The sequence below is a fragment of the Nonomuraea dietziae genome (genome assembly GCF_014195505.1).
Classification (GTDB): Bacteria; Actinomycetota; Actinomycetes; order Streptosporangiales; family Streptosporangiaceae; genus Nonomuraea; species Nonomuraea roseola.
Genome location: NZ_JACIBV010000001.1, coordinates 249,904 through 275,262, shown reverse-complemented (window position 1 = coordinate 275,262; position 25,359 = coordinate 249,904). Strand labels below are relative to the sequence as shown.

At 69.3% G+C, this 25,359-nt stretch carries 30 protein-coding genes; 16 read left to right on the top strand and 14 right to left on the bottom strand.

Going from position 1 to position 25,359, the window contains the following annotated elements; translation table 11 throughout:
* Window positions 1-101 precede the first annotated feature (101 nt).
* The 6 genes from FHR33_RS01370 to FHR33_RS01345 all read right to left on the bottom strand — a co-directional run bounded on the left by FHR33_RS01370 (window position 102) and on the right by FHR33_RS01345 (window position 4,503).
* A complete protein-coding gene (locus FHR33_RS01370; protein ID WP_183642377.1) occupies window positions 102-1,310 on the bottom strand; it encodes a cytochrome P450 in 1,209 nt (402 codons plus the stop codon).
* Window positions 1,311-1,639: 329 nt separating this feature from the next.
* Entirely contained in the window at window positions 1,640-2,401 is a 762-nt protein-coding gene (locus tag FHR33_RS01365; protein WP_183642374.1) for an ABC transporter permease, read from the bottom strand.
* Window positions 2,398-3,195, bottom strand: a complete 798-nt coding sequence (locus tag FHR33_RS01360; RefSeq protein WP_183642370.1) for an ABC transporter ATP-binding protein — start codon at window positions 3,193-3,195, stop codon at window positions 2,398-2,400. Before FHR33_RS01360 ends, FHR33_RS01365 begins: the two co-directional genes overlap by 4 nt.
* Window positions 3,195-3,608, bottom strand: a complete 414-nt coding sequence (locus FHR33_RS01355; RefSeq protein ID WP_183642366.1) for a DUF1048 domain-containing protein — start codon at window positions 3,606-3,608, stop codon at window positions 3,195-3,197. The genes FHR33_RS01360 and FHR33_RS01355 overlap by 1 nt, the downstream gene beginning before the upstream one ends.
* Window positions 3,609-3,610: 2 nt before the next feature.
* On the bottom strand, window positions 3,611-3,940 hold the full coding sequence (locus tag FHR33_RS01350) for a PadR family transcriptional regulator (RefSeq protein ID WP_183642363.1): 330 nt from the start codon (window positions 3,938-3,940) through the stop codon (window positions 3,611-3,613).
* A 104-nt stretch (window positions 3,941-4,044) separates the two neighbouring features.
* Entirely contained in the window at window positions 4,045-4,503 is a 459-nt protein-coding gene (locus tag FHR33_RS01345) for a serine hydrolase (RefSeq protein WP_183642360.1), read from the bottom strand.
* A 125-nt stretch (window positions 4,504-4,628) separates the two neighbouring features.
* Between FHR33_RS01345 and FHR33_RS01340 the strand changes: the two genes are divergently transcribed.
* Window positions 4,629-5,303 (top strand): winged helix-turn-helix domain-containing protein, encoded by a 675-nt coding sequence (locus FHR33_RS01340; protein ID WP_183642357.1) that lies wholly within the window; start codon window positions 4,629-4,631, stop codon window positions 5,301-5,303.
* Window positions 5,304-5,309: 6 nt separating this feature from the next.
* Here the strand turns inward: FHR33_RS01340 and FHR33_RS49635 are convergent, their stop codons facing one another.
* Window positions 5,310-5,876, bottom strand: coding sequence for a hypothetical protein (locus FHR33_RS49635; RefSeq protein ID WP_183642354.1), 567 nt, complete (start codon window positions 5,874-5,876; stop codon window positions 5,310-5,312).
* A gap of 326 nt (window positions 5,877-6,202) precedes the next feature.
* Here FHR33_RS49635 and FHR33_RS01325 point away from each other — a divergent pair, with 326 nt between their 5' ends.
* Window positions 6,203-7,054, top strand: coding sequence for an alpha/beta fold hydrolase (locus FHR33_RS01325; RefSeq protein WP_183642348.1), 852 nt, complete (start codon window positions 6,203-6,205; stop codon window positions 7,052-7,054).
* Between the two features lie 28 nt (window positions 7,055-7,082).
* On the opposite strand, the gene FHR33_RS01320 is transcribed toward FHR33_RS01325, so the two are convergent.
* Window positions 7,083-8,003, bottom strand: coding sequence for a LysR family transcriptional regulator (locus FHR33_RS01320; protein ID WP_312895304.1), 921 nt, complete (start codon window positions 8,001-8,003; stop codon window positions 7,083-7,085).
* A gap of 105 nt (window positions 8,004-8,108) precedes the next feature.
* On the opposite strand from FHR33_RS01320, the gene FHR33_RS01315 reads away from it, so the two are divergent.
* Together FHR33_RS01315 and FHR33_RS01310 are read left to right on the top strand one after the other, a co-directional pair.
* Window positions 8,109-8,567, top strand: a complete 459-nt coding sequence (locus tag FHR33_RS01315) for a nuclear transport factor 2 family protein (RefSeq protein WP_183642344.1) — start codon at window positions 8,109-8,111, stop codon at window positions 8,565-8,567.
* A gap of 244 nt (window positions 8,568-8,811) precedes the next feature.
* Entirely contained in the window at window positions 8,812-9,651 is an 840-nt protein-coding gene (locus tag FHR33_RS01310) for an NAD(P)H-binding protein (protein WP_183642341.1), read from the top strand.
* A gap of 156 nt (window positions 9,652-9,807) precedes the next feature.
* On the opposite strand, the gene FHR33_RS01305 is transcribed toward FHR33_RS01310, so the two are convergent.
* Genes FHR33_RS01305 through FHR33_RS01295 form a run of 3 tightly spaced genes read right to left on the bottom strand, consistent with a single transcriptional unit; the run spans window position 9,808 to window position 12,850 of the window.
* On the bottom strand, window positions 9,808-10,260 hold the full coding sequence (locus FHR33_RS01305; protein WP_183642338.1) for an SRPBCC family protein: 453 nt from the start codon (window positions 10,258-10,260) through the stop codon (window positions 9,808-9,810).
* Entirely contained in the window at window positions 10,257-11,588 is a 1,332-nt protein-coding gene (locus FHR33_RS01300) for a carotenoid oxygenase family protein (protein ID WP_183642336.1), read from the bottom strand. Before FHR33_RS01300 ends, FHR33_RS01305 begins: the two co-directional genes overlap by 4 nt.
* Complete coding sequence (locus FHR33_RS01295; RefSeq protein WP_183642333.1) at window positions 11,585-12,850, bottom strand: MFS transporter; 1,266 nt, start codon at window positions 12,848-12,850, stop codon at window positions 11,585-11,587. The genes FHR33_RS01300 and FHR33_RS01295 overlap by 4 nt, the downstream gene beginning before the upstream one ends.
* Before the next feature lie 85 nt (window positions 12,851-12,935).
* Here FHR33_RS01295 and FHR33_RS01290 point away from each other — a divergent pair, with 85 nt between their 5' ends.
* The 10 genes from FHR33_RS01290 (at window position 12,936) to FHR33_RS01245 (ending at window position 21,251) form a co-directional block, all read left to right on the top strand.
* Window positions 12,936-15,521: an AAA family ATPase gene (locus FHR33_RS01290; RefSeq protein ID WP_183642330.1), complete on the top strand. Its 2,586-nt coding sequence runs from the start codon at window positions 12,936-12,938 to the stop codon at window positions 15,519-15,521.
* Window positions 15,522-15,739: 218 nt separating this feature from the next.
* Entirely contained in the window at window positions 15,740-16,054 is a 315-nt protein-coding gene (locus tag FHR33_RS53085) for a multicopper oxidase domain-containing protein (protein ID WP_183659816.1), read from the top strand.
* Between the two features lie 183 nt (window positions 16,055-16,237).
* Window positions 16,238-16,594 (top strand): STAS domain-containing protein, encoded by a 357-nt coding sequence (locus tag FHR33_RS01280; RefSeq protein ID WP_312895303.1) that lies wholly within the window; start codon window positions 16,238-16,240, stop codon window positions 16,592-16,594.
* Window positions 16,591-17,520 carry an anti-sigma factor RsbA family regulatory protein gene (locus FHR33_RS01275; RefSeq protein ID WP_183642327.1) on the top strand — a complete coding sequence of 310 codons (930 nt, stop codon included), beginning with the start codon at window positions 16,591-16,593 and terminating at the stop codon, window positions 17,518-17,520. Before FHR33_RS01280 ends, FHR33_RS01275 begins: the two co-directional genes overlap by 4 nt.
* 389 nt (window positions 17,521-17,909) lie before the next feature.
* The gene (locus tag FHR33_RS53080) at window positions 17,910-18,167 is read left to right on the top strand and encodes a Tn3 family transposase (protein WP_376773274.1); all 258 of its coding nucleotides are present in this window, start codon (window positions 17,910-17,912) and stop codon (window positions 18,165-18,167) included.
* Window positions 18,049-18,405 (top strand): Tn3 family transposase, encoded by a 357-nt coding sequence (locus FHR33_RS01265; protein WP_246452382.1) that lies wholly within the window; start codon window positions 18,049-18,051, stop codon window positions 18,403-18,405. The genes FHR33_RS53080 and FHR33_RS01265 overlap by 119 nt, the downstream gene beginning before the upstream one ends.
* Complete coding sequence (locus FHR33_RS01260; protein ID WP_183642318.1) at window positions 18,402-18,830, top strand: glycine-rich domain-containing protein; 429 nt, start codon at window positions 18,402-18,404, stop codon at window positions 18,828-18,830. Before FHR33_RS01265 ends, FHR33_RS01260 begins: the two co-directional genes overlap by 4 nt.
* A gap of 1 nt (window position 18,831) precedes the next feature.
* On the top strand, window positions 18,832-19,719 hold the full coding sequence (locus FHR33_RS01255) for a phosphotransferase family protein (protein ID WP_183642315.1): 888 nt from the start codon (window positions 18,832-18,834) through the stop codon (window positions 19,717-19,719).
* A 360-nt stretch (window positions 19,720-20,079) separates the two neighbouring features.
* The gene (locus FHR33_RS01250) at window positions 20,080-20,445 is read left to right on the top strand and encodes an SgcJ/EcaC family oxidoreductase (protein WP_183642312.1); all 366 of its coding nucleotides are present in this window, start codon (window positions 20,080-20,082) and stop codon (window positions 20,443-20,445) included.
* Window positions 20,442-21,251 (top strand): NmrA/HSCARG family protein, encoded by an 810-nt coding sequence (locus FHR33_RS01245; RefSeq protein WP_183642309.1) that lies wholly within the window; start codon window positions 20,442-20,444, stop codon window positions 21,249-21,251. Before FHR33_RS01250 ends, FHR33_RS01245 begins: the two co-directional genes overlap by 4 nt.
* Window positions 21,252-21,453: 202 nt before the next feature.
* Here FHR33_RS01245 and FHR33_RS01240 read toward each other — a convergent pair whose 3' ends face one another.
* Both FHR33_RS01240 and FHR33_RS01235 read right to left on the bottom strand, forming a co-directional pair.
* Window positions 21,454-21,873, bottom strand: coding sequence for a nitroreductase/quinone reductase family protein (locus FHR33_RS01240; protein ID WP_246451553.1), 420 nt, complete (start codon window positions 21,871-21,873; stop codon window positions 21,454-21,456).
* 110 nt (window positions 21,874-21,983) lie between these two features.
* Window positions 21,984-22,433: a hypothetical protein gene (locus tag FHR33_RS01235; RefSeq protein WP_183642306.1), complete on the bottom strand. Its 450-nt coding sequence runs from the start codon at window positions 22,431-22,433 to the stop codon at window positions 21,984-21,986.
* Window positions 22,434-22,656: 223 nt separating this feature from the next.
* On the opposite strand from FHR33_RS01235, the gene FHR33_RS01230 reads away from it, so the two are divergent.
* Window positions 22,657-23,286, top strand: coding sequence for a TetR/AcrR family transcriptional regulator (locus FHR33_RS01230; RefSeq protein ID WP_183642304.1), 630 nt, complete (start codon window positions 22,657-22,659; stop codon window positions 23,284-23,286).
* A gap of 284 nt (window positions 23,287-23,570) precedes the next feature.
* Here the strand turns inward: FHR33_RS01230 and FHR33_RS01225 are convergent, their stop codons facing one another.
* The gene (locus FHR33_RS01225) at window positions 23,571-24,296 is read right to left on the bottom strand and encodes an alpha/beta fold hydrolase (RefSeq protein WP_183642301.1); all 726 of its coding nucleotides are present in this window, start codon (window positions 24,294-24,296) and stop codon (window positions 23,571-23,573) included.
* Window positions 24,297-24,455: 159 nt separating this feature from the next.
* Here FHR33_RS01225 and FHR33_RS01220 point away from each other — a divergent pair, with 159 nt between their 5' ends.
* Complete coding sequence (locus FHR33_RS01220; RefSeq protein WP_183642298.1) at window positions 24,456-25,262, top strand: helix-turn-helix domain-containing protein; 807 nt, start codon at window positions 24,456-24,458, stop codon at window positions 25,260-25,262.
* Window positions 25,263-25,359 lie beyond the last annotated feature (97 nt).

Sequence of the window (25,359 nt, the reverse complement as noted above, 5' to 3'; positions counted from 1 at the left end):
CGCCGATACACGGGCGGAATCGGGCCGCGGACGCGATCGCCGCAGGCGAGCGACCACAACGGGGGCGGGCGGCCGTGCGCGCCCCCGTCACTGGCTCGCGGTCAGACGTCCCAGGTGACCGGGAGGCTCTTGACCCCGTAGATGTCCGCGGACTCCGGGCGCAGAGCGACCTCTTCGGCCGGTACGGCCAGGCGTAGCGTGGGGAAGCGGGCGAGCAGCGCCGAGAACGCGACCCGCATCTCGACGCGGGCCAGCTGCTGGCCCAGGCACTGGTGGATGCCGTGGCTGAAAGCCAGATGCCCGCCGTCCTGCCTGCGCAGGTCGAGCACGTGGGGGTCGGAGAAGCGCTCGGGGTCACGGTTGGCGGTGTTGAGGGACATCACGACCATCGAACCGGCCTTGATGGTCAGGCCGCCCAACTCGACGTCCTCCAGCGCGGTTCTGAAAAAGGTCTTGGCGACGCTCAGATACCGCAGGAGTTCCTCGACGGCGTTGTCGATGAGCGTGGGATCGGCGCGTAGCGCTGCCAGCTGCGCCGGATTCTGCAGCAGGGCGAAGGCGCCGAGCGCGAGCATGTTCGTGGTGGTGTCGAGCCCTGCCGCGAGCAGGATCAGGCTCATCCCCTTCAGTTCCTCATCGGTCAGATCGCTGTCGGTGAGTTCGCTGAGGATGTCGTCGGTGGGGTTGGCGCGCTTGACGGCCACCAGCTGTGCGAGGTAGTCCTGCACAGCGGTGTAGGCCGCGATCAGGTCCTCGTCGTTGGTCTCCCCGCTCATGAACAGGTCGATCTGCTCCTGGAAGCGGCCTCGGTCCTCGTACGGCACGCCCAGCAGCTCACAGATCATGATGGCCGGGATGGGCTTGGCGAACGCGGTCACCAGGTCCGCCGTCGGCCCGGCCTTCTCCATGGCGTCCAGGTGCTCGGCGGTGATCTCCTCGACGCGCTCGGTGAGCTGCCGCATCCGCCGCACGGTGAACTTGCCGACCAGCGGTTTGCGGTAGCGCCCGTGCTGCGGCTCGTCCATGAGCAAGAACTCGCCGGGCGGCGCCGGAGGCATCTCGATGCCGGACAGGTCCATGGCCCAGTGGTGGCGCATGAGCTCCTTGCGCGAACTGAACCGTGAGTCGCCAAGGACCGACCGGACCAGGTCGTATCCGGTGACCAGCCAGCCTTCGTGTCCGTCGGGGAAGGGGAAGCGGCTGATCGGGCCGTGCTCGCGGGCCTCGATCAGCTCCTTGGGCGGATCGAAGGGACAGCCGGGCTGACGCGCCGCCGGCATCGTCGTGACGGTGTGGAGGGATTCACTCATGACTCGTCCTCGTCTCGCGATAAGTCTCGCGGTAGTACGTGTGTGGACAGCTCGAAGCAGAGCTGGGTATGGCCGACCTCGCAGACGATCGTTCGTTGCCCGTCGACCGAGCCTGCTTGGCCCTGTTGATCCCGGGCCGGGCTGCCGGATGGCGGGTTCGGGAATCGGGCTGCGGTGTGGGGGGCTGTGCGAGCCGCGCCGTACCGAAGTGAGACCGGTTGCGGGCGTGGGAGCGGCCACGGCGGGAGCCGGCACTGCTCCATCCCGTCTTCGACGTCGGGGCTACCCCGGGGACGGGCGTCGAGCTTGTCTTGGCCTTGCGCGGGCCGCTAGGAGATCTTGCGGCGGTAGGTGTTCATGGCGAAGGCGTAGGCGACGATGAGGATGCCGACGCACCAGCCGAGGGCGATCCAGATGTCGGTGCCGACCGGCTGCTGGGTGAACAGGTCGCGGATGGCGTTGACGATGGAGGTCACCGGCTGGTTCTCGGCGAAGAAACGCACCGGGCCTGGCATGGTGTCGGTGGGCACGAACGCCGAGCTGAGGAACGGCAGGAAGATGAGCGGATAGGAGAACGCGCTCGCGCCTTCCATGGTCTTGGCGGACAGGCCGGGGATGACGGCGATCCACGTCAGCGCCAGGGTGAACAGGATCAAAATGCCGGCGACCGCGAGCCACGCCGCCACGCCCGCCCCCGAGCGGAAGCCCATGAGCAGGGCGACGAGCACGACGACCAGGAGCGAGATCGAGTTGGCGACCAGCGAGGTCAGCACGTGCGCCCACAGCACGGACGAGCGTGCGATCGGCATGGACTGGAAGCGCTCGAAGATGCCGCCCTTCATATCCATGAACAGCCGGAACGCGGTGTAGGCGATGCCCGAGGCGACCGTGATGAGCAGGATGCCGGGCAGCATGTAATTCACATACGAATCCGACCCTGTCTTGATCGCACCGCCGAACACGTAGACGAACATCAGCATCATGGCGATCGGCATGATCGCGGTCGTGATGATGGTGTCCGGGCTGCGCGCGATGTGGCGCAGGGATCGTCCCAGCAGGACAGTGGTGTCGCCGACGAAGTGCTTGGTCATCGTGGTTCCTTCTGCGTCCGTAATGAGATGCGGTGTTCGGCGCTGACGAGGGTGAGGAAGACGTCCTCAAGGGTCGGCTGCTTCTCGACGTATTCGACCTTGGCGGGCGGCAGCAGCTGCTTGAGCTCGGCCAGGGTGCCGTTGACGAGGATCCGGCCCTCGTGCAGGATCGCGATCCGGTCGGCGAGCTGCTCGGCCTCGTCCAGGTACTGCGTGGTGAGCAGCACCGTCGTACCCAGGCGGGCGAGGCCCTTGACGGTCTGCCACACCTCGATGCGCGCCTGGGGGTCGAGGCCGGTGGTCGGCTCGTCGAGGAAGATGACCGGCGGGTCGCCGATGAGGCTCATCGCGATGTCGAGGCGGCGGCGCATGCCACCCGAATACGTCGACGCCTTCCGCGCGCCCGCGTCGGTCAGTGAGAAACGGGCGAGCAGGTCATCGGCGATCTTGCCCGGATCCTTGAGGTGCCGCAGCCGGGCGACCAGCACGAGGTTCTCCCGCCCGCTGAGGAGCTCGTCGACGGCGGCGAACTGTCCCGTCAGGCTGATCGACTCCCGCACCTCCGCCGGGTGCGTGGCGACGTCGAAGCCGTGGACGCTCGCCGTGCCCGCGTCGGCCTTGAGCAGCGTGGACAGGATCTTCACGACCGTGGTCTTGCCGGCCCCGTTCGAGCCGAGCAGAGCGAAGATGCTGCCCCGCGCCACGTCGAAGTCCACGCCGCGCAGCACCTGCAACTCCTTGTACGACTTCTCCAGGCCCTGCACCTGGATCGCCGGGGCTTGCTGTGTCGCCATCAGACGCTCCTGTCTTCTTTCCTGGTGTCTTCGCCGGCGGCTCGGTCGATGGCGCTGGTGAAGCGTTCTCGCTCCCGGCGGATGTACCGTCCCACCGCGTAGTTCTGCACGAACGCCTCGACGAACTCCACGGGGTCCTCCCCGAAGATCTCGCGGATCGGGGTGCCGTCGGCCGCGCTCTGCTCGAACAGATCGGCAAGGTCCTCGAACATCGAAGCCGCGTCGGCGCCGTCCCCCGGCCCGAAGTGCATCAGGTACCGCTCCAGCGCTTCGACCGCTGTGCGATAGTTCTCGGGAAGCTGTTTGACTCGCGCCTTGTACTGCCGCCAGCGCTTCTTGTCCTCGAGCGGCCCGGTGACCACCTCCAGGTACTGCCGGTAGCGCCTCTTCGGTTCGTTCGACCCTGTGTCCATGGCTACTTCCCTCCTTCGCGGAGCTTTTCGAGCCGTTCGGCGAGGAAGCTCCAGGTCCTCCAGAACTCTTCGAGATGCTCGCGCCCCTGAGCGTTCAGGGAATACACCTTGCGCGGCGGCCCCTTCTCGGACGGGACCTTCTCCACGTCGACGAGGCCGCGCTGCTCGATCCTGACGAGCAGCGCGTAGATGGTGCCCTCGGCGATGTCGGAGAAGCCCTGCTCCCGCAGCCACGCCGTGATCTCGTAGCCGTACGCGGCCCGGCCGGACAGGATCGCGAGGACGATGCCCTCCAGCGTTCCCTTGAGCATCTCCGTCGCCTGCTTGCCCATGACACACCCCCTTTCAGCTACTCAGTGACGCTTGCTACCGGTACAAAGTAACACTGACTACCGGTACATAGCAAGACTGAATAGCTTGAGTCGGCTCGGGCCCGTCAGCTCGCGGCCTTCCCGCCGCAGAAGACGTCCTTGACGAGCTTGTCCAGCGCCTTCGGGAACGCCTGCGCCGGGTCGATCGCGGCGTCCCCGCTGGTGATCGAGGCGGTCAGGGTCTTCTTGCCGTCGGGCGTGCCGTACATCAGCGACCCGTAGCCGCCCACGCTGCCGTTGTGGTTGAGGAGGGTGCCGACGCAGTCCGGGCCCGTGTCCTGCACGTACAGCCCGAGACCGTAGCGGCCAAAGAGGCCGCCGCTCTTGGGGTGCGGCTTGCGCATCTCGGCCAGCAGCGTGGCCGGGATGAGCCTGCCGCCGTTCAACGCGGAGAAGAACGTGTGGAGATCCTTGGTGGTCGAGTCCGAGCCTTGGCGTCCTCGGCGGTGGTGAGGGATCTGCTCATGGTCGTTCCTCGTTTCGCGACAGTACGTGTTTGGTGGCCCTCGAAAGCTACGTTGCATTCGACATTCAGTCAATCAACAGAAGGGCATTCTCCCAGCTAGATGGCGCTGAATTGATGCAATGACGCTGGAGTCGAACGCAATGCAAAGTTGCAATGATTGGTGGCGAAGGCAATACTGGCGACATGCCAGGAGGACGACTGACCCAGCAGGATCGCGAGCGCATCGCGGCCGGACTCGCCGCCGGGCTCTCCTACGCCGAGATCGCCAGACGGCTCGACCGGCCGACCTCGACGATCACCCGGGAGATCGGACGCAACGGCGGCCCCACCGGCTACCGGCCCCAGCAGGCACACCAAGCGACAGCCCAGCGAGCCCGGCGAGGCACACCGGCGCCCCCGCGCGCGGCCGGATCCCCGGGCGGCACGATGGAAGAGGAACTCATCGAGGTGGCGGTCAGGACGGGGCTGCCGAGGATGACCGCGCGTGTGCACCTCGACCTGCTGCTGTCCGAGGACGGCAGGCGCACAGCGGCCGAGTTGACCCAGAGACTGAAGATCAGCCCGGCCACCGTCTCCGTCGCCGTGAACTTCCTGGTCGAACAGGGCTACATCCGGCGCGAACGCGATCCGCAGCGGCGCCGCGACATCTACGTGGTCGAGGACGACGCCTGGTACACCTCGATCATGACCAGCAGGCGGCATACGCTCGAGACGGTGCGGGCCACGATGGCGGCGGCCGAGACCTTCGGCCTCGACAGTCCCGTGGGGCGACGGCTGGCCAAAGCAGGGGCGTTCCTGGAGCGGATCAGCCTGGACATGATGGAGTCGGCCGACCGCTGGCGCTCGCTCTTGACGTGACGGGTCTCAGCCGAACCACCCGGGGGAATCGGCTGACCAGCCCCGGTGATCGCCGCTGCCGGAGCCCGGAGCTTGGGCTGTTCCGCCGACGGGGATACCGGATCCAGAACCAGCCACCGGAGGCAAGATCCGGGCCGCCCTCGCACACCGGGCCGGACAGGTCTCCACGTCCGCCAGAACGTCGAAGGCGCCCCCATCGACCCTTGTCCGGCAAGGGTCGTGCGCAGGATCTCCGATCCACCACTCGAGCATGCGATCCCGCGCGGTCGCCTCCAGTCCGACGCTCCTGCGAAATTCGTCGCCGAACAACGGCTCCATGGAGACAGCCTGGTGCAGTCCGGCCACCAGCTGGATCGCCTCGCGTGTCGGCGGCCTCCGTCCGGTGGCGGCGCAGTGCTGCCGCGCCTGGGCGTGCAGGCGGTCGACCACCTCATCGAGTAGTCCGCTGCCGGTATCCCGCCAGCCGGACCGGTGCAGCGAGCGCGAGTTCGGCGTAACCGTCGGCGTACGCCCGTACAGCGCGCGCACCAACTCGGCGGGGTCGATCGGGCCGTCGGTCCACGTCTCCAGCACGATGTGCAGGTTCGTCTTCAGTTAGGCCCCGCCGAATCGCAGCAGCGACTCCAGGAGCTGTTCGCGCGTGCCGAAGTGGTGGTTGACCGCGGCGTCGGACACCCCCGATCTCGGCGGCGACGGCGCGTACCTGCACGGCGGCTGGGCCACCTGCGGCGAGCAGCCTGCTCGCCGCCTCGAGGATCATCCGCCTGGCGTCATCGGGTTTGCGTCGCACCGGGTGACCAGACACCCAGCTTACCTTGACGAGCCAAGGTACTGGCCTTACCTTGAGGCATCAAGGTAAGGGAGGTGGTTCCGTGCCCGGACCATTCAAGATTGCGGCGATGACGGAACTGGCGGCGGCCTTGGGCGTCACGATCCACGATCCGGCGCCGCCCCGCGAGATCGGCTTCTCCCGCTCGGGCTGCCGGTTGCACGGCTTCGACTGGGGCGGAACCGGAGCCCCCGTGATCCTGCTGCATGGCGGCGGACTGACCGCGCACACGTGGGATCTCGTCTGCCTCGGCCTGCGCGGCGCCGCCCGGCTGGTCGCGCTGGACCTGCGTGGCCACGGCGACAGCGACTGGTCCGACGACTACCGCATCGACACCATGGCGGCCGACGTCGTCGCCGCGGCCGATCACCTCGGCTTCGATCGGGTCCGGCTGGTCGGCATGTCGCTCGGCGGCGTGATCGCGGCCCACGTCGCCGATGCGCGGCCCGACCTGGTGGAGCGGCTGGTGCTCATCGATGTCGCACCCGGTGTGGACTTCGACAGCACCCGGCGCGTACGGGAGTTCATGGCCGGCCTCGGTCCGGTGCGAGAACTCGAGACGGTGGTCGAGGCCGCGATGCGGGTCAACCCGCACGCCGACCGCGCGAGCGTCGCCTACCGCATGAGCACGCTGTTCCGCCGGGCACCCGATGGCGATTGGGTGCCGAAGGGCGATCTGCGTCCACCCGACTTCCCCGCCATTCTCGCGGCCATCGATCGGCTGGCCGCCCAGCTGACCAAGACGCCGGTGCTGCTGGTACGCGGGGGACGCAGCAGGGTGCTCCCCCAGGCCACCGCCGAACGCCTGGTCGGGCAGATTCCTGACGGGCGGCTCGTGGTCGTTCCGGACGCGGGGCACAACGTCCAGGAGGACGACCCGGCCGCGCTGATCATCGCGTTACGCGCCTTCCTGACACGCTGACCACGGCGAATTACCCGGGCGCGATCAATCACATCGAGATGGGGCCGAGGTCGGCGGCTGTCTGGGCCAGGGCGCGGACAGCGGGGCCGTCGGCGGTGGAGCGCCACGTCAGGGCCCATTGGAGGGGCGGGGCGTCCGGCATGGGCAGGAAGACGACGCCGGGGGGCCTGTTGTAGCGGGCGGCGAACTCACCCAGCGGGTGAACGCAATATCCGGCGGCGACCAGGGAAATGATCTCGTGGAAGGTCCGCGCGGCGGGCCCACGCGGGACACGGCGGCCGCGCGGTGTCCGTGTCGGGACCATGGAGGCGACCCAGTACTCGGGCGCGTGGGGGCCGAGGTCGACCACGTGGTTGTCGGCGAGGTCCTCCAGGGACGCGGTGCCGCGGTCGGTCAGCGGGTGGTCTGCCGAGACGGCCAGCACGCGGCCTCCGGTCAGCACGGTGGGGCCGACCGTGAGGTCCGGTTCGGCGACGGGCAGCCACAGCACGTGCACGTCGTTGTCTCCGGTGCGCAGGGCGGTGAACGGGTCACTGCCGTAGACCTCGCCGAACTGGACGTCGCTGCCGGGGTAGCGGGCGCGAAACGCGTCGACGAGGGGGCGTAGTGCGTGCCCGGCATGGCCGAAGACGCCCAGCCGCAGGCGCTGACCCGCGCCGAGGCCGGCTGCTTCGGCGCGGGCGAGTCCCGCCTGGAGGAGGTCGAGGGCCTGCTGGAGATCTTCGCGAAGGCGCCGGCCGACAGGGGTCAGGCTCACGCGGCGGCTGGTGCGATCGAACAGGGCCACGCCGAGGCGCCGCTCCTGTTTGCTGACGGCCTGGCTGACGCGGGCCGGCGACACGCGAAGCCGTTCGGCGGTGCGGCCGAAGTGCAGCTCCTCGGCCAACGTCAGAAAGATCTCGATGTCGCGCAGCTCCACCAGTAACCCCAGAGTTAACGTTCCGCACACGAAGCTTACATTGTTCCGCCGATCACCTGCCTCGATGCTGGACACACCATCCCGGCCAGGCGGCACACGCCTGATCGGCGCATCGCGACAAAGGCAGGAAGACCAATGAGCGACATACGGGCCATCGCCGACCGCGTCGAGATCGAGGCGCTGCGCGCCGAAGTCACCGACGCGGTGATGATGCGCGACTATGACCGGGTCGCGTCGCTGTTCACGCCCGAGGGCGCGATGCGGTGGCCGCACATCGACAAGGAGTTCGTCGGCAGAGAGGCGATCCGCGCGGGGGTCGAGTGGGGGCAAGGGCTGTGGGAGTTCTTCCTGCAGAACGTCCACCCGGGCGTCATCCGGCTGGAGGGCGACACCGCGAGCGGCCGTGCGTACATCCAGGAGTTCGGGCGCATGCGTGACGGCGGCTCCCATCTGAACTACGCCCTGTACCACGACCGCTACCAGCGCACTCCCGACGGCTGGAAGTTCAGCGAACGCGTCTATGAGGTCAGATACCTCGACCCCACCCCGCTCGCCGGCTCGCCGCCCCTCGCAGCGCCCGAAGCTCAGGCGTGACTCACGAGCGGCTCGAAGCCGAACGACCACCTTCAAGCTCACCGGTGACCTGGCCATCCGCAGTGTCACCAGGCCGGCCACCATGACCGTCGAGCGTGCCGACGCCGTGCACGACGATGCGGGGCGATGTCCGGCGCCGGAACCGCCCGTCCGGCTGCGGCCGGATTCCTCGTGGGGAACCGAACCCCAAGCCTCCGCCCCGTCAGCCGGCGGGGAACGTAGCGAAGAGAAGGAGACCTCTACCGTGATTCTGGTCACCGGTGCCGCTGGAAATGTCGGCACCAATGTCGTCCGTCAACTGCTCGAGGCGGGCGAGAAAGTACGCGTCATGACCCGTGACCCCGGCGACCGTTCCTTCCCGGACGGCGTCGAGGTCGTGGCCGGCGATCTGACCCGGTCGGAGACCCTGGCGGCGGCGCTGTCCGGCATCGAGCAGGCCTTCCTGTTCCCCGTCTTCACCGGGATCGGCGGGTTCCTCGACGCGGCGCGGCAGACCGGCCTGCGGCATGTCGTGCTGCTGTCGTCGTCGGCCGTCACCTTCTCCACACCTGGGTTGATCGGCGAGCAGCACCTGCAGGTCGAACGGGCGCTCGCCGCGTCCGGGTTGCCGTGGACCTTCGTGCGTCCCGACGCGTTCATGACCAACGACCTGGCCTGGGCGCCGCAGATCGCGGGCGGCGAAGTGGTCCGCGGGGTGTACGGCAACGCCGCACTGGCCCCGGTCGACCCGCGGGACATCGCCGCGGTCGCCGTCCGCGCCCTGCTCGATCAGCGCGCCGGTGAGGCCTACGTGGTCACCGGGCCGCAGTCGCTGACCCAGATCGAACGCGTACGGATCATCGCGGAGACGATCGGGCGGCCGTTGCGGTTCGAGGAGGTGCCCAGGGAACAGTTCAGGGAGCAGCTGCTGCGCCACGGCATGCCCGCGCCGGTGATCGACGAGCTCCTCGACGGGCTCGCCTCGAGAGACGGCAAGACCGCGGAGACCTCGCCCGCGGTCGAGGAGGTCACCGGGCGGCCGCCTTTCACCTACGCGCAATGGGTCGCTCACAACGCGACGGCGTTCCTCCCGGCACAGACCTGACGGCGACCGCCCCGGATGCGGGGAGGCCGGGAAGCGGCCCTCGATCTCTGGAACTGCGTGATGCCGCTGCGATCAAACCGGGAGGAGCGCTGTCGAACCCGTAGCTCGACAGCGCTCCTCTGGACATGCGCACCGTGTCCTTATGTGGTCAGGGGCTCAGCGGGACGCGTTCTCGGCCGCCTGCTTGAGGTGGGCGAGCCAGGCGGTGAGGGATCCCTCCAGAGCGGCCTGCATGCCGTCGCGGTCGGCCCTGACCGGCTCACCGTCCCACGACTCGGCGGTCTGAACCACGGTCCGCCCGTTCCGTTCGGTGAAGGCCCACTCGTGGACACCCGTGATCCCATGGGCGGGCCCGCCCCAGAGGATGCGGCGCCCGGGCTCGATCGCGTAGACGGTGGAGTCGATGTCCAGGCCGAAGGTGCTCCAGTGGAACACCGACCCCACGGCGAGCGGGCCGTCGGAGGAAGCGGATGCCGTGGTGATGTCGTTCTGCCACGACGGCCAGGCGTTCACGTCGGTGTGCAGGTCCCAGACCCGCGACAGGGACGCGTCGATGACAGTCTCGAGTCGGACGACGACGGCGGCCGCGGTGTCAATGGTGGTGATCACTTGTGGTCCTCGATCCAGTGGCCGTGGATGCCGGCGGGCACCCTGCGGGGAAGTTCGACGGTGGCGACGGTGGCCAGATCTCCCGCGTCCAGGACGAGGAGCTGGGAGGCGTCCGCCTTGAGGTCGCTGACGACGGTGAGCAGGTATCCGTCGTCCTCGTTGGTCCCGCCCTCGGCCGGGACGAAGACAGCCTCGCCCGGCATGCGTCCGGCCCCGTGGCCGAACAGCCGCTGCTGCCCGGTGACGGTGTCGAACTTGATGGTGGAGTAGCCGTCCAGACCGGCGCCGGGGAAGGCGATGGCGTAGCTGTAGCGGTTGAAGGCGCCGGTGTGGGCGTCGTTGATGGAGGGGAACTCGGTGGCCAGGTCGTCGAGCGACTCCTCGCTCGCCTTCCCTGTGGCCAGGTCGAGGACCCAGCGGTGGAAGGTGGATCCGGCGTCGGGGGTGACACCGTGGCCGGGAGCGCCGACCCACCACTTCCAGGAGCTCTCCCAGGCCGACCGGTCGAAGCGGGGGCCTTCGAGCACCACGCGGCCCTGCGTGTCGACGTAGGAGTTGGTGACGTGCAGGATGGCTCCCTGCTCGACCTCGAACCAGGTGACCTTGGCGGCTGCCGTGCGGGACGTGACGCCGATGCGCAGCGGCACGTCGTCGTGCCACCTGTAGGGGATGCCCGAGTGCTCGGAGTGGTCGAAGACGACCGGCGAGTTGATGAAGACCGCGTGCTCGCGGGTGATGGCGAAGTCGTGCATGAGCGAGGGCCCGGAGCCGTCGATCACGGTGGTGCGGATGATCTCGCCGGCGGCGTTGGCGACGTGGTAAGTCAGGTAGGGCGGGAAGGGGCTGTAGGAGAAGAAGTGCAGCTCGCCGGTGACCGGGTCCTCCTTGGGGTGGGCGGTCATCGAGCTGGTGAGCTTGCCGCCGAAGTCGTAGGCGCCGACGGTGTCGAGCTCGGCGGTCACCTCCCACGGCAGGTTGGCCTCCTGCAGAGCCAGGTAGCGACCGCCGTGGAAGATGATGTTGGTGGCCGCGGCGGAGACCTCCAGCTCGGTGCCGGTGAACGGCACGCCGTCCAGGAACGGGGTCTTCACCCATCGGTTGCGGTACCACTCGGCGCGGCCGTCGGCCAGGCGGATGCCGTGGATCATGCCCTCGCCGCGGAACCAGTGCGTGGGCGTGATGCCGGGCTTGGGGTTGTGGCCGTTGCGGAAGTAGCGGCCGTTGAGCTCGGGCGGCAGGCTGCCGTGCACGGTCAGCTCGTGGGCGGTGATCTCGTCGGTGACCGGGGTGTAGTGGCCGTTCAGGTACGGCTTGGGAGGATTTTTCATGAGAAGGTCGCCTTTCCGAAGAGAAGGAGGGTGATGACGGCGCAGGCCAGGAAGGCTCCGCCGTACGAGGGAAGAAGGGTCAGGAAGGACAGGCCGATCGCGCCGCCGATCTGCCGGGTGGCGTTGAGCAACCCGCCGGCCAGGCCGCTGTCGGCGGCCGGCACGCCCGCCGAGGCCAGGGCGGTGAGCCGGACGAAGGCCACGCCGAGCCCGGCGCCGATCAGCAGCGAAGGGCCGAGCAGATCCACCAGGAAGGTGCCGTCCACGGGGGTGCGGGCCAACCAGGCCAGCCCGGCCGCGAGCACCGCCAGGCCACCGGGCAGTACGGCACGCCCGTGCAGGCGAGGCGCCGCCCAGGAAGCCAGCGTGATCATGAGGGCGAGCGGCAGCTGGGTGAGTCCTGCTTCGAGCGGTGTGTAGCCGAGCTCGCGTTGCTGGTAGAGGGGCAGGAAGTAGAACAGGCCGAGCCAGACCGAACCGAGCAGGGCCATGAGCACATTCGGCCCGGCCACGATCCGCATGCGTGAGGGCAGCAGCGGGTCAGGCGAGCGGCGCTGCAGCAGCACGAACACACCGAGCAGCGCCATGCCCGCGATGACGAACAGCCAGCGTCCGGACAGGCCGTAGGTCAGGGCGGCCAGCCCGCCGGTCACCGTCACCGCGCCTGGCAGGTCCAGCCGGCCGCCCCGAGGCGGGGGCGGCTGGACCAGGAGCCGGGCGGCCACCAGCACGGCCAGCGCCACGGGGACCATCGCGAAGAAGACCGAGCGCCAGCCGTACAGGTCGGTGAGCACTCCGCCGAGCAGGACACCGGCCGCTCCCCCTGCGCCGGAGACCGCGCCCCACACACCGAGGGCCGTGCCGCGATCCTTCTGGTACAGGGTCAGCACCAGCGCCAGCGCGGTGGGGGCCAGCATCGCGGCGCCCAGGCCCTGGACAGCCCTGGCCGCGATCAGCGTCACGGCGTCGGGCGCGATCGCGGCGCCTAGCGACGACGACGCGAACAGGCCGGTGCCGATCAGGAAGACGCGGCGCAAGCCGTACACGTCACCGGACCGGCCGCCGAGCAGCAGCAGCGCCCCGAAGACCAGCACGTACGCATTGATCACCCAGGCTGACCCGGCGGCCGGCAGGCCGAGGCCGGTGCGGATCTCGGGGAGGGCGACGTTCACGATCGAGGTGCTCAGCACGACGAGGAACTGGGCCGTGGCCAGGACCCCCAGGGGCGTCCAGTCGGTGCGGGTGACGGGTGCGCTGCTCATGGCTCGACACTCGCAGCGGCGGCCGGCCGCTCGCGTCGGTAGTTTTCACCTATATGACCGCCTATGCGGCATGATCGGGGCCATCATGGAGACGTTGGTGGGCCGCGAGGCCGAGATCGAACGCCTGGACGCTCTGGTCAAGGCAGCCAGGCAGGGCCGCGGCGGTGCGCTGGCGCTGGGCGGGGAGCCCGGCATGGGCAAGAGCACGATGCTGCGCCGGCTCGCCGAGAGCGCTCCAGGGTTCTTGGTCGTCCAGGTCTCCGGCGCGGAGTTCGAGACCGAGCTGCCGTTCGCCGCACTGCACCAGCTCTGCGTGCCGCTGCTGGGGCACCTGGACGACCTGCCGCCGCCGCACCGTAGGGCCCTGCAGATCGCCTTCGGCCTGGACACCGGTGCCCTCGACCCCTTCCTGGCCGGGGTCGCGACCCTGGGCCTGCTGGCCGAGACCGCGCGGGAGCGCCCCCTGCTCTGCCTGATCGACGACGCGCAGTGGCTGGACGACGCGTCGGCCAAGGCGCTGGCTTTCGTGGCGCGCCGGATCGCCGACGAGCCGGTGGCCATGGTCTTCGCCACCCGCGAGCCGGGATTCGGGACCGTGCCCGCCCTGAACCTCGCCGGCCTGCGCGAGAGCGAGGCCAGGACGCTGCTGGCCAGAGCCGTACAGGCGCCGCTGGACGAACGGGTCCGCGACCGCATCCTCGCCGAGGCGCGTGGCAACCCCCTCGCTCTGCTGGAGCTGCCCAGGAGCACGGGCATGGCCGGTGGGTTCGACCTCCCCGCTCCCGGCGTGATCGAGCAGAGTTTCCGTGTACGGCTGACGCAGCTTCCGCCGCAGGCCAGGCTCCTGCTCACCGTCGCCGCCGCCGAGCCGATCGGTGATCCGGGACTCCTGTGGCGGGCGGCGGAGCTGCTGGACATCTCGCCCGAGTCGGCCGCGGAGGCGGCGGAGCTGGTGGAGTTCGGCGCCAGGATCCGCTTCAGCCACCCGCTCGCCCGATCGGCCGCCTACACGGCCGCCTCCCCTGACGAGCGCAGACGAGCCCACGCGGCACTGGCCGAGGCGACCGACCCGCTGGCCGACCCCGATCGGCGTGCCTGGCACCGCGCCCAGGCAGCCGTCGGACCCGACGAGGAGGTGGCCGCCGCGCTGGAGCGGTCGGCGGCCAGGGCGCAGGCGCGAGGCGGGGTCGCGGCCGCCGCCGCGTTCCTGGAGCGGGCCGCCGCGCTCACCCCCGGCTCAGGCCCGCGGATCGACCGCGTGCTCGCCGCGGCTGAGGCCAAGCTGTCGATGGGGGCGTTCGACGTGGCCGCCGAGCTGCTCGCCACCGCCTCGTCCGATCAGGCTCAGCAGGCCAGGATCGACCTGCTGAGGGGCAGGCTCTCCTTCGTCCGCCACCGCGGCGGCGAGCGGCCGACCACCTACCTGCTGCGAGCCGCCGAGCGGCTGGCCGACACCGACCCGGCATGGTCCATGGAGTGCTACCTGGACGCGATGGAGATGGGCGTCCTCCTCGGCGACCTCGGCTCGGTGGTGCGGGCGGCCCCTGCGAAAGGCCCTGTGCTGGAGGGCCTGATCAGGCTGACCACGCAGGGACATGGGGCTGCGGCCGAGCTGCTGCGACCCGCCCTCGCCGACGACGCCGCCTGGAGCCGTCACCCGTCTCTCGGTTTCATGCTGGCGACCGAGCTGTGGACCTACGGCGCCTTGCGGCGCGTCGCCGAGCGCGTCACCGCGGCCGGCCGCGAGTCGGGCTCCTTCCACATGCTTCCCATCGGGCTGGCCATGCAGGCCGCCGCCGCGGTGCACGCGGGCGAGTTCGGCGCCGCCATGGAGATGATCTCCGAGGAGGAGGCCATCGCCGAGGCCACAGGTGCCGCTCCCCTGGTCTATCCGCGCATCCACCTGGCTGCGATGCGCGGACGCCGGGCGGAGGCCTTCGAGCTGTTCTCCACCGTCGATACACGGATGACCCTCAGCGTCCAGTGGGGAGCGGCCGTCCTCCACAACGGTCTGGGCAACTACCAGGCCGCTCTGGATGCCGCACGAACCGCTGTCGCCCACGGACATCTCGGCATGTCAGGGCTGGCCCTGCCGGAGCTGGTGGAGGCCGCCGTGCGCTGCGGTTCACCAGACCTCGCCAAGACCGCCCTGGCCGACCTGCGCGAACGTACGCAGGCGGGCGGGGACGCCTGGGGGCTGGGTGTGGCGGCCTATGCGCGGGCACTGGTCACCGATGACGAGGCTGCCTACCGCGAGGCCGTCGATCACCTCGACGGCAGCCGCGTGACGATCTACCGGGCCCGTGCGCACCTGCTGTACGGGGAGTGGCTGCGCCGGCAGGGACGGCGGCGTGAAGCCCGCGAGCACCTGCGCACCGCGCACGAGGCGCTGACCGACATCGGAGCCGAGGCCTTCGCCGAACGGGCCGCAGGCGAGCTGCGCGCCACCGGCGAGCACGCGCGCAGCCGCTCGGCGCACGCCGTCGAGCAGCTCACCATGCAGGAGAGGCACATCGCGCGGCTGGTCGCCGACGGGGCCACCTCCAAGGAGGTCGCGGCCACGTTGTTCCTCAGCCCTAGGACGGTCGACGCCCACCTGCGCAACATCTTCCGCAAGCTCGGGCTCACCTCACGTAAGCAATTGCGTGACCTGCCCGAAGTCAGAAGATAGGTAGCCTTCGCCGACGCGAGCGCCGGGGCTGCGGCGCGGGCGTAGGGGGCATGGACAACGACCTCCTCCTCGAGGAGACCACCGGCAAGCCGGCCGAGCCCATCAAGAAGAAGAGAAGAAGAGCAGGACGAAGCGCCGCGCGGCCAAGGGCCTGGCCTGGTTCGCCCTCATCGGCACCGCCCTCCTCATCCTCGCCGAGCCCTGGCTGCTGATCCCCGCTGCCGCCCTGCTCGTCGCGATCGCGCTCTGGGACTGACGGCCGCCATGTTCGAGCCTCTCTTCCTCACCGACATGCTCCTGGCCTTCGCCGTCATGCTCGCCGCGGCGCCCCTCGGCTGGAGAGCCGGGCGCCGGGTGCTGTACGGCACGCGGGGACCTTCTGGTACCACACCCACCGCGACTCCTCCCAGACCATCGAACGCGGCCTGTTCGGCTCACTGATCGTCGAGGACGACCTCGCCCCGCAGGTCGTGGAGAAGACCGTCTTCACCCACCTCTGGCCAGGTTCCGGCCGGCGTGTCGCAACGAGTTGATCTCGTCGATCGCCTCTGCGGCCGACCTGTTCGGCGCGACTTGTCAGGTAGGGCAGATTGGTCCCGAAGGTGACTACCGCCAAGCAGGTGCCGATACACTGCCCGGCTGGAAGGAGCTTCCTTCTCCTCGTGCTCCGCTGAGGCGGCCAGCAGGTTGCTGACGGATGGGGAAGGAGACCAAACGTGGATGCCCCACAAGAGGTGGGCGGGCCCGTCCCTACGGCGCCTGGCAGGGCCGCGTTGGAGGTGAGCTCGTTGTCTGGCCGTCCCGGTATACGCGCCAGCGGCGAGATCACTGTGGTTACCCGCCCGTCCTGGGAAGAGGCCCTGTCTGAGCTGGCCAGGAACCATGCGGGTGTGTCCTATGTGGAGTTGTCGGATGTGGGGTTCGTTGACGTGGCTGGGGTGACGGCGCTCGCGATCACCGCCATGAACCTGCCTGATGGGCGGGTCGTTGTGGAGCATCCACCGCCGCACCTGCCGCGTGTCCTGGAGATGTTCTGGCCGAACCTGCACCAGATCGAGGTGGCGCCGCGATGAGCATGGCGTCCATCAACGAGACGTTCAAGCATCCTGCGTTGTTCTATCGCACCGCGCAGGAGTACACCGACCAGACGGTGTCGTTCGTCCGGGAGGGTCTGGCAGTCGGGGAACCGGTGGCCGTGGCGGTACCCGGCCCCAACCTGGAGCTCATCAGGTCGGGGCTGGGCAGCGATGCCGATGGCTTGTTGTTCCTGGACATGACCGACGCCGGGCGCAACCCGGGGCGGATCATCCCCGGCGTCCTCCGTAAGTTCGCCGACGCCCACCCGAAGGGACGGGTACGGATCATCGGAGAGCCGATCTGGGCAGGCCGCACCGCGGCGGAGTATCCAGCGTGCGCGCAGCACGAGGCATTGATCAACGCGGCCTTCGAAGGCCGGGCGGTGACGATCCTGTGTCCGTACGACGAGGCGCGGCTGGATGCGGACGTGCTGACCGATGCGAGACTCACCCATCCCACCGTCATCAGCCAGGGTCGTGAGCAGGCCAGCGACGCCTACGACTGGGAAGCGATCGTCGCCCGCTACAACGAGGTGTTGCAGCCTGCCCTCGACGCTGCGGTCTTCTCCTTCGACGCCGAGGAGCTTTCCGCGGCCCGGACGTTCGCTGTCCGTCAGGCTCAGCGGCTGGGCCTGGACGGGACGAGGTTGCTGGATGCCGAGCTGGCGGTCGCAGAACTGACAACCAACAGCGTGATCCACGGCGGCGGGCACGGAACACTGGCGATCTGGAGCGAGGCGGGACAGGTCGTGGTCGAGGTCCGCGACGCGGGGCGGCTTCTTGACCCGCTTGCCGGCCGCAGGCCGCCGGAGCAAGGGCAACTCGGTGGCCGCGGCCTGATGCTGGTGCACTATGTGACTGATCTGGTGCGCGTGCACACCACGGGCGACGGCACGGCCGTGCGCTTCTACCTCACCCCATGAACCCCGCAGGGTGGCCGCCCACCCAGGCGGCCACCCTGCGGGCAGGCCTTGTTTGAAGGTCCTCTCGCTGTTCGGTACGCGCGTGTGTGAGCGTATAAGGCCCGCTCCAAGCACCAGCGGGCCGCGCAGCCCGGACGAGCTCTGCCCGGCCCCCGCTTGGGTCCGCGTCACCAGCCGCAAAGTAACGCGAGTGACCGTCGCCACTCTGTGTGGCCGCGGGGTTGGTCATCTCAGGAAGGGGGGCAGGGCCCGACCAAGGCTGTGATCAGTTTGCGCGCTGCTGCTTTGGTCAGACGCCGCACGCGCGGTGCGATCTCGGTTCCTTGGACCACGGTGTTGAACGCGGCATCGAATCGCAAAATGGTTCGGCGGCCTCCCGGTAGAACACCCTGGCAGCAGCGTTGAAGGAGTGGCGGCGGATGCGCCGCACCATCCACGCCGCCCGCTACCTATCCGACCCGGTCTACCGCCGCGAAATCTCCCGGCAACTCAACAAAAGGGGAGAGTCTGCACGCGCTGCGCCGGGACCTGCACTACGCCCAGCAGGGCACCATCGTCCGGCCGCACTTCCAGGACCAGACGGAGCAGGTCTGCCTCACCCTCCTCACCAACGCCGTGATCACCTGGACGACCGAGTACTACGGTAAGACGATCGGCGAGCTCCGCGCCCAGGGCCGTGATGTCCCCGATGAACTGCTGTCGTTCATCGCTCCTGGCCATCGCGAGAACATCAACTTTTTCGGGTTCATTACCGTCGACATCGAATCCGAGCTCGCCAAGCTCATCGAGGGATGGCGGCCCCTGGCCCGACCAGAGTCCACGACGCGGGCCTGCCCTTTCTCCTCAACCCGTGAGCACGCTGCTCCTGGACCGTGGCGATCATGACGGTCACCCAACCATGGTGGTCAACTTTCGAGCGGCTCGTGGCCCGCATCCTCGCCGACCACCCCGCCTTCGACGACGCCTACGCCCGCCGCGTCATGACGCAGGCGCTGGCGTTCCTGATGGCGTGCGGGGCCAACCCCGAAGCGCGCCTCGCCCCGTCCCCTCAGGTGGACGTGGGCTGGCACACCTTCATCCTCTTCACCCACGACTACACCCGCTTCTGCCACCAGGTCGCGGGACGGATGATCCACCACGCGCCCGACGACGAGCCTGCCACCGGCGCCGCAGCGGTGGACAGGATCGGCGCGACCATCGAGGCGATGCGCGCCGCCAACCTGCCCGTCGATCTGGAACTGTGGCTCCACGAGGCCAAGTGCAGCCAGTGTCATCAGGGCTGTTTCGACGACCCCGCCCCGGAGGCGTGACGTGACCCGACTCGACTGGGAAGACCTACCCGAGACCGTCCGCGCCGCGGTCCAGGACCGATGCGGCGCCGTCGTCAAGGCCGAGACAGCGACCAGCGGCATCATGCCGGGCGTCGCCGCCCGCCTGCACACCGAGCACGGCAGCGTGTTCCTCAAGGCCGTCAACGCCGACAACACCGCCGCGTTCCTGCACATCCGCGAACAGTGGGCCTCCCGCGCCCTGCCCGCCGCCGTGGCCGCGCCGCGCCTGCTGTGGAGCGACCTGGTCGAAGGCTGGCACGTGATGGGCTTCGAGTACCTCGAGCACGCCCGCGAGGCCGACCTGTCGCCAGACTCCCCGGATCTACACCTGCTGCTCGCCACGGTGGCCGACCTCGGCCGCGCCCTCACGCCATGCCCCGCTGGCGCACGCGGCGTCGCCGAGAACATCGCGCCGTTGCAGGCCAAGGGCAAGCACCTGATGGACAAGAACGCCCTCGCCGACGACCACGGCCTATACGTGGCCGCGCTCGACGGCCTGGACCTGGCCGCGGTGGAGGGGGACACGTTCCTCCACTACGACCTCAGCCCGAGCAACCTGCTCGTCACCCCGGCAGGGGTGCGGGTGATCGACTGGTCGTTCGCGGCATGCGGCGCGGCATGGGTGGAGCCCGTCATGCTCGCTCCCCGCCTCATTGAGGCGGGCCACACTCCGGCCCAGACCGAGGACCTGCTGGAGCTGGTGCCCGCCTGGCGGACAGCCCCGCCCGCCGCGGTGACCGGGCTCGTCGCATTGTGGACGCTGTTCCGGCTCTACAAGGCCCAGTTCGGTCCCGAGCTCGGCCGCGCCTTCCGGGCGCGCGCCGCCGACGCGGGCCACTCCTGGCTCGCCTTCCGACTCGGCGCCTGACCCGCGCAGAGTTTCAGATCCGGGCGTGAGGCGGCATCCGGGGACGCCGTCTCACGCCCGCCCATCTCAAGCTGAGCTCTTGGCCTTCATCGCTCGAACCGCGGCGCGCTCGCGCGGCCGGTCGCGCCGTAGTTCGGCCAAATCCACGATCGCCGCCAACTCCCTCCGGCGTGGTACTGGACGACGGATTCGGCTTCGCCCAGGGCTCCTTCAACTACGTCAGCAGAACTCGACGCAGCCGTGGACGGATACCTCCAGGGGCGCGTGGTCATCGTCACAGACTCCACCAGTTGCGGAGCGAATCGCTCCGGCATAGTCTCTAGGCGGAGCAAATCGCTCCGCGAGTTGAGGAGGCACGACATGAACCCCGACATCGAGGCGATCGAGCAGGTCGTCCGCGACGCCGAAGAGCTGCAGAACGACGTCGCCGGCTTCACCGGACTGCTGACCGAGGAGGTGGCCCTGGTCAACTTCACCGGGATCCGGCTGCGTGGCCGCGACCAGGTCAAGGAGGTCATGACCAAGGCGCTGAGCACCCCGCTGAAGGACGTGCTGACCAAGAACGAGCTGCTCGACGTCACGTTCCTGCGACCGGACGTGGCGCTGGCCCACCTGATCAAGCACGTCAACGACGGACGCACAGGAGCGCTGACGTTCGTGCTGGTCAAAGACGACGACACCTGGCGGATCGCGCTCGCCCAGACCACCCCGGTGATGACGTCATGAGTGTGGCCCTGGTCATCGGCGCCACCGGTCAGCAGGGCGGCGCCACCGCACGTCACCTGCTGAGCCGCGGCTGGCAGGTCCGCGCCCTGGTCCGCGACCCGGAAAGCCCCGCCGCGCGCCGCCTGGCCGGCGCCGAGCTCGCGGTCGGTGACCTGGGAGACGCCGCCTCCCTGGAGCGGGCCATGCGGGGCGTCGATGCCGTGTTCAGCATGCAGGCCCTGGCCTACGAGCCGGAGACCCTCAAGGCCGAGGTACGGCAGGGCATGCTCGTCGCCGACGTCGCCCTGGATACCGGAGTCGGGCACCTGGTCTACAGCTCGGTCGGCGGCGCCGAGCGGCGCACCGGGATCGAGCACTTCGAGAGCAAGGCGGCGATCGAGTCCTACATCCGCGCTCTGGGGTTGCCCGCGACCATCCTGCGGCCGGTGTTCTTCATGGACAACCTGCTGCACTACGCCGACGCCGCAGGCGAAAGGGTGATGGAGCTACCGGTGCTCCCCGACCGGCCGATGCAGCTGATCGCCACCGACGACATCGGCCGCATCGCCGCGCACGTCATCGACCACCGGGACGACTACCTGGGCGCGGAACTCGAGATCGCCGGAGACGAGCTGACCTTCGCCGAGGTGGCCCAGATCTACGAGAAGGTCACCGGAGTACCGACGCGCCTTCTCCCCCTGCCGATCAAGGAAAGGCTGTTCGAGTGGTTCGCCGAGAGCGGCTACCAGGCTGACCTCGCCGAACTGCGCGACCACTTCCCCGGCTTGCTCACCTTCCAGGACTGGCTCGGCGGGCAGACCCGCTAGACGTCACTGACACTCCCCACCGCCGTCGTGTCCGCGCTCGCCTGGAGGAAGCCCGTATGGAGGCGCGGGCACAGTCGAGTCCGGGGCCCACCAACGTGCCCACCGGGACGCCCATGGCAGTGGAGACGGCGATCCCGCCGATGCGCCTGCGGGAGCTGGATTCGCGGCGTGCGATCGTGTTGACCGTTGCGGGTCTGTCCCGTCAGCCGGTCGCGCGAGGGCACTGACGGATCTTGAAGGTCGGGTGACGAGGCGCGATCCGGTGGAACTCCGCCAAGGGGGCCGTCGGCCCCAGGCCCAGGTGCGGCCGCGCGCCGGGCGCGGCGGCGAGGTAGCGGCGCAGGATCTCGGCGCGCCACTCGGGCGGGACCTCCTCAAGCAGGATCGGGGTCTCACGACCTCGACGGCGGAGCGCGGCCCTGCCGCCCGCGGCCTGGACGTTCCGCACCCAGTTCGCATCCTGTCCGAGCATCGAGACGAGGAACTCGGCGCCGCGGTAGTCGGTGACCGCGACCGGAACTGAAGTGATCTCGCCGCTACGGCGCCCCACCACCTTCAGTACGGCGGTATGGCGCGGCGACAGCCGCCGAGCCCCGTACATCAGGACATCGAGCCGGTTCATGAGCCGCATGAGCGCGTTCGGCCGCCCTCGTCGATACATCGCCCGTTTGAGTGCCGCGATCGGGCGTACAACGGCACGGCCGACGCTCCGCGCCTGCGTGGGACCTTCGATCATCGCGCCCTTCTCCACAGCGCGACCGCGGCGAGACCGGGAATGCACGGAAGCACCTGCAGCCAGCCCAGCAGCGGCGCGAGGCCGACATCCCCCGAGGTGTCCTGGACGGTCAACGCGGCGATCGCGATGCAGGTCGCGGTCGCGAGCAGTCCGATCGCCAGCCACGGAGCCCAGCGCTTGCCGACTCGAGCCGCCCAGATCGTGCCGAGCCAGCCGAAAAGTCCCAGCACCCCGATCGTGGACAGGATCGCCAGATAGGCAGTGACAGCGGCGTCGATCGCACCGGGCCGGTAAGTCGGATAGCTCGCGTGAACGTGGTCCGCCAGGACCTTCGTGGTGGATTGGTCGATGAACGGAAAAAGGGCGGCGATCACGGTGAGCCCCGCCCCGATGTACATCAGCGCCAGTGGGGTCCTGTTGCGCGATCTGTGCTGCAGCGTCGTCATGGCATGAGCTCTTTCAGGTGAGTGGGTCGGTGACGGGCGGCGGACAGCGGCGTCATCAGGCCCGCGACGGTGCGTGCCGGGGCGGGCCCGAGATCGTCCGCTTGCCATGCCCATTGAGACAGTCACTGTCTCGAGCACGTGACTCTAATGAGCCAAATTCAGACAGTCAATGTCTGATGACAGTCACACGCTTGAGCGTCTGGCTTCCTGCTACCCTGATCGCATGAGTGGGCTCCGCGAGCGCTGGCGACTCAAGGCCATGCGCACCATCCAGGAACGCGCCCTCGATCTGTTCGACGAGAGAGGGTTTGGCGCGGTCACGATCGAGGAGATCGCGGCCGCGGCCGAGGTATCGCCGTCGTCGGTGTACCGCTACTTCGGCACCAAGGAAGGGATCGTGGTAGCCGACGAGTTCGACCGGATGAGCCTGGAGACACTCAAGGACTTCCTCGACCCCGGCGATCCCATCGGCAGCCTGCTCCAAGCCGTCCGCGCCTACGAATCGGCGCCGGAGGGCACATCCGGTTCCGAGGACGCAGGCGAAGGCCCTCAGACCGAGCAGAGCGCATGGCGCAGGGTCCGTTACTTCTTCGCCGAGCCATCGGTCCGCGAGGCCGTCCATGCCAATCTCGACCGCGCGAGCCAGCGGATCGCACCGCTGATCGCGGCGACCGGCGAGCTGACCGAAACGCAGGCTCGCGTGACAGCGAACGCCCTCGTCTTCGGCTACTTCGCCGCACTCGAACAGTGGTACCTCGACGGCGGCGACCGCCCGATCGCCGACTACGTCGAGGAGGGCATGCGTCCACTACGCAGCATCTGGCCGTCCTCCCACCACGAACACCCCGCCTGACGTCGCGCCCGTCGGCGGACTCGCGGGGAAGCCGCAACCCCGCACCCATCCCGATCGTTGACCCGACCTTCTCCGGCCCGTTCACCTGGTGGGTGTGAGCTCCTGAACGCGTACGGCACGCGTGCCGCGCCAACGCGCACGCGTGCCGTACGTGTGACCTTCGCCGATGAGGTGTTCTCCGTCGGCCGCGCCACCGTCCACCGCGTCCTGGACCGCGTCTCTCATTTCGGCGGCCCGCCACCGAGCCGCGGGGCTGCCGAGCAGCCCGCGCTCGGGTGGGCGGGTCAGCCGAGCTTGAGCAGCAGTTCGGTGAGCTCGGCCGGCATGGTGATCATGCAGTCGTGGCCCGTCTCCAGCTCCCACACCTGTGCCGGGCTGCCGTTGGGCTGCATCGCCGGCACGGGCCGCCGCTCGATGCCCTCCGGTACGCCGACGACGCAGTGAATGTGCGTCCGCGCAATCGTGCGCACGACCGGGTTGTCCAGCCGGACCGGTTGCCGGAGGCAGAGCACCGGCTGGTCCGACAGCATCGCCCGCAGCCACGCCACGTCCGCCGGGTCGGTGACCCCGAAAAGGCCCAGGGGCGGCGGCGACTCGGGCATCGGCGGGATCCGCCAGCCGACCTCGGACTCCGCGGCGCGGTCGATGAGGACCTGGGTCACGGGATGCACATCCACCGCGCTCTCGCCGTCCTCCGGGACCATCGCGTCGAGATAGACCAGATGGGCGATCCGATCCGGGATCCGGTTGGCGGCGGAGGAGATGACCAGCCCGGCGTAACTGTGGCCCACCAGGATCACGTCGGCGAGGTCCTCCTCGGTGATCAGCCTGACGATGTCGTCGACGTGCGTGTCCAGCCCCACCTCGGGGCCGAGCAGATGCGCCTTGTCGCCGAAGCCGGTCAGCGACGGCGCGAGCACCCGATGCCCGGCCGACGCCAGCAACGGGACCACCCGCTCCCAGCATTGCCCGCTGTGCCAGGCCCCGTGTACCAGCAAATATGTTGACATGGTGTAGCTCCTTGCTCGCGGAAGGGAGCACCGGCCGATGTCGCCGGCGTTCGTCCCGGACGTGAGGTTTCCGCTCACCCGCTGACGGAGCCAGAGCCCCCGCGCTCCTGGGGGTGACAGGACCAGGCGACGCCGAAGGCCCCGAATTACAGTGGGGACATGAACCTTCTGGGCGATTACGTACGCGCCCGCCGTGAACTCGTCACTCCTGAACAGGCCGGCATCCCCTCCATGGGCGTACGGCGCGTGCCCGGCCTGCGCCGGGAGGAGGTCGCGATGCTCGCCGGCATCAGCGCCGACTACTACCTGCGCCTGGAGCAGGGCCGTGACCGCAACCCCTCCGCGCAGGTCCTCGAGTCCCTCGCCCGCGTGCTGCGGCTCGACGACGACGCGACGGCCTACCTGCTGCGCCTCGGAGAGGGCAAACCCCGGCGGCGACGGCGGCCCCGGAGGGAGAGCGTCCCTCCGGGCGTCGCCAAGCTCGTCGTCACGCTTTCGCTCCCCGCCTACGTGGAGGGCCGCTACTTCGACGTCCTCGCCGCCAACGCGCCGGCGACCGCTCTGTCGCCGCGACTCGTGGCGGGGGGCAACCGCCTGCGGGACGTGTTCCTCGACCCCGCCGAGCAGGCCCTCTACCCGGACTGGGAGGACGCCGCGCAGGGCATGGTCGCCGGCTTCCGCGAGTCCGTCGGCACCGACACCGACGACCCCCGATGCATCGAACTCGTCGGCGAGCTCTCCCTGGCCAGCCCTCGCTTCAGCAGGCTCTGGGCCCGCCACGACGTGAAGACGTGCGAAGGCACACCCAAGCACATCTGCCACCCCCAGGTCGGTGAGCTGTGGCTGAACCGGGAGAGACTGGGCGTCAGCGGCGCGACAGGCCAGACGCTCGTCGTCCTCCACCCGGACCCCGGCACCGACAGCGCCGACAAGCTGTCGCTCCTCGCGTCCGTCATGCGGACATGACCCCGCCCATGCTCAGCCGCTCCCCCGGGTCGACGGGCGTACGCGGCGCTGAACGCCCGCGCCCGAGGCGAGCCGCCGGTACTGGCGAGAGTGCCGT

Coding starts and splice junctions, on each gene's coding strand:
- FHR33_RS01370 (WP_183642377.1), bottom strand. CDS start 1,310: ATGAGTGAATCCCTCCACACCGTCACGACGATGCCGGCGGCGCGTCAG.
- FHR33_RS01365 (WP_183642374.1), bottom strand. CDS start 2,401: ATGACCAAGCACTTCGTCGGCGACACCACTGTCCTGCTGGGACGATCC.
- FHR33_RS01360 (WP_183642370.1), bottom strand. CDS start 3,195: ATGGCGACACAGCAAGCCCCGGCGATCCAGGTGCAGGGCCTGGAGAAG.
- FHR33_RS01355 (WP_183642366.1), bottom strand. CDS start 3,608: ATGGACACAGGGTCGAACGAACCGAAGAGGCGCTACCGGCAGTACCTG.
- FHR33_RS01350 (WP_183642363.1), bottom strand. CDS start 3,940: ATGGGCAAGCAGGCGACGGAGATGCTCAAGGGAACGCTGGAGGGCATC.
- FHR33_RS01345 (WP_183642360.1), bottom strand. CDS start 4,503: ATGCAACGTAGCTTTCGAGGGCCACCAAACACGTACTGTCGCGAAACG.
- FHR33_RS01340 (WP_183642357.1), top strand. CDS start 4,629: ATGCCAGGAGGACGACTGACCCAGCAGGATCGCGAGCGCATCGCGGCC.
- FHR33_RS01325 (WP_183642348.1), top strand. CDS start 6,203: ATGACGGAACTGGCGGCGGCCTTGGGCGTCACGATCCACGATCCGGCG.
- FHR33_RS01315 (WP_183642344.1), top strand. CDS start 8,109: ATGAGCGACATACGGGCCATCGCCGACCGCGTCGAGATCGAGGCGCTG.
- FHR33_RS01300 (WP_183642336.1), bottom strand. CDS start 11,588: ATGAAAAATCCTCCCAAGCCGTACCTGAACGGCCACTACACCCCGGTC.
- FHR33_RS01295 (WP_183642333.1), bottom strand. CDS start 12,850: ATGAGCAGCGCACCCGTCACCCGCACCGACTGGACGCCCCTGGGGGTC.
- FHR33_RS01290 (WP_183642330.1), top strand. CDS start 12,936: ATGGAGACGTTGGTGGGCCGCGAGGCCGAGATCGAACGCCTGGACGCT.
- FHR33_RS01275 (WP_183642327.1), top strand. CDS start 16,591: ATGAGCATGGCGTCCATCAACGAGACGTTCAAGCATCCTGCGTTGTTC.
- FHR33_RS01260 (WP_183642318.1), top strand. CDS start 18,402: ATGACGGTCACCCAACCATGGTGGTCAACTTTCGAGCGGCTCGTGGCC.
- FHR33_RS01250 (WP_183642312.1), top strand. CDS start 20,080: ATGAACCCCGACATCGAGGCGATCGAGCAGGTCGTCCGCGACGCCGAA.
- FHR33_RS01245 (WP_183642309.1), top strand. CDS start 20,442: ATGAGTGTGGCCCTGGTCATCGGCGCCACCGGTCAGCAGGGCGGCGCC.
- FHR33_RS01240 (WP_246451553.1), bottom strand. CDS start 21,873: ATGAACCGGCTCGATGTCCTGATGTACGGGGCTCGGCGGCTGTCGCCG.
- FHR33_RS01235 (WP_183642306.1), bottom strand. CDS start 22,433: ATGACGACGCTGCAGCACAGATCGCGCAACAGGACCCCACTGGCGCTG.
- FHR33_RS01230 (WP_183642304.1), top strand. CDS start 22,657: ATGAGTGGGCTCCGCGAGCGCTGGCGACTCAAGGCCATGCGCACCATC.
- FHR33_RS01225 (WP_183642301.1), bottom strand. CDS start 24,296: ATGTCAACATATTTGCTGGTACACGGGGCCTGGCACAGCGGGCAATGC.
- FHR33_RS01220 (WP_183642298.1), top strand. CDS start 24,456: ATGAACCTTCTGGGCGATTACGTACGCGCCCGCCGTGAACTCGTCACT.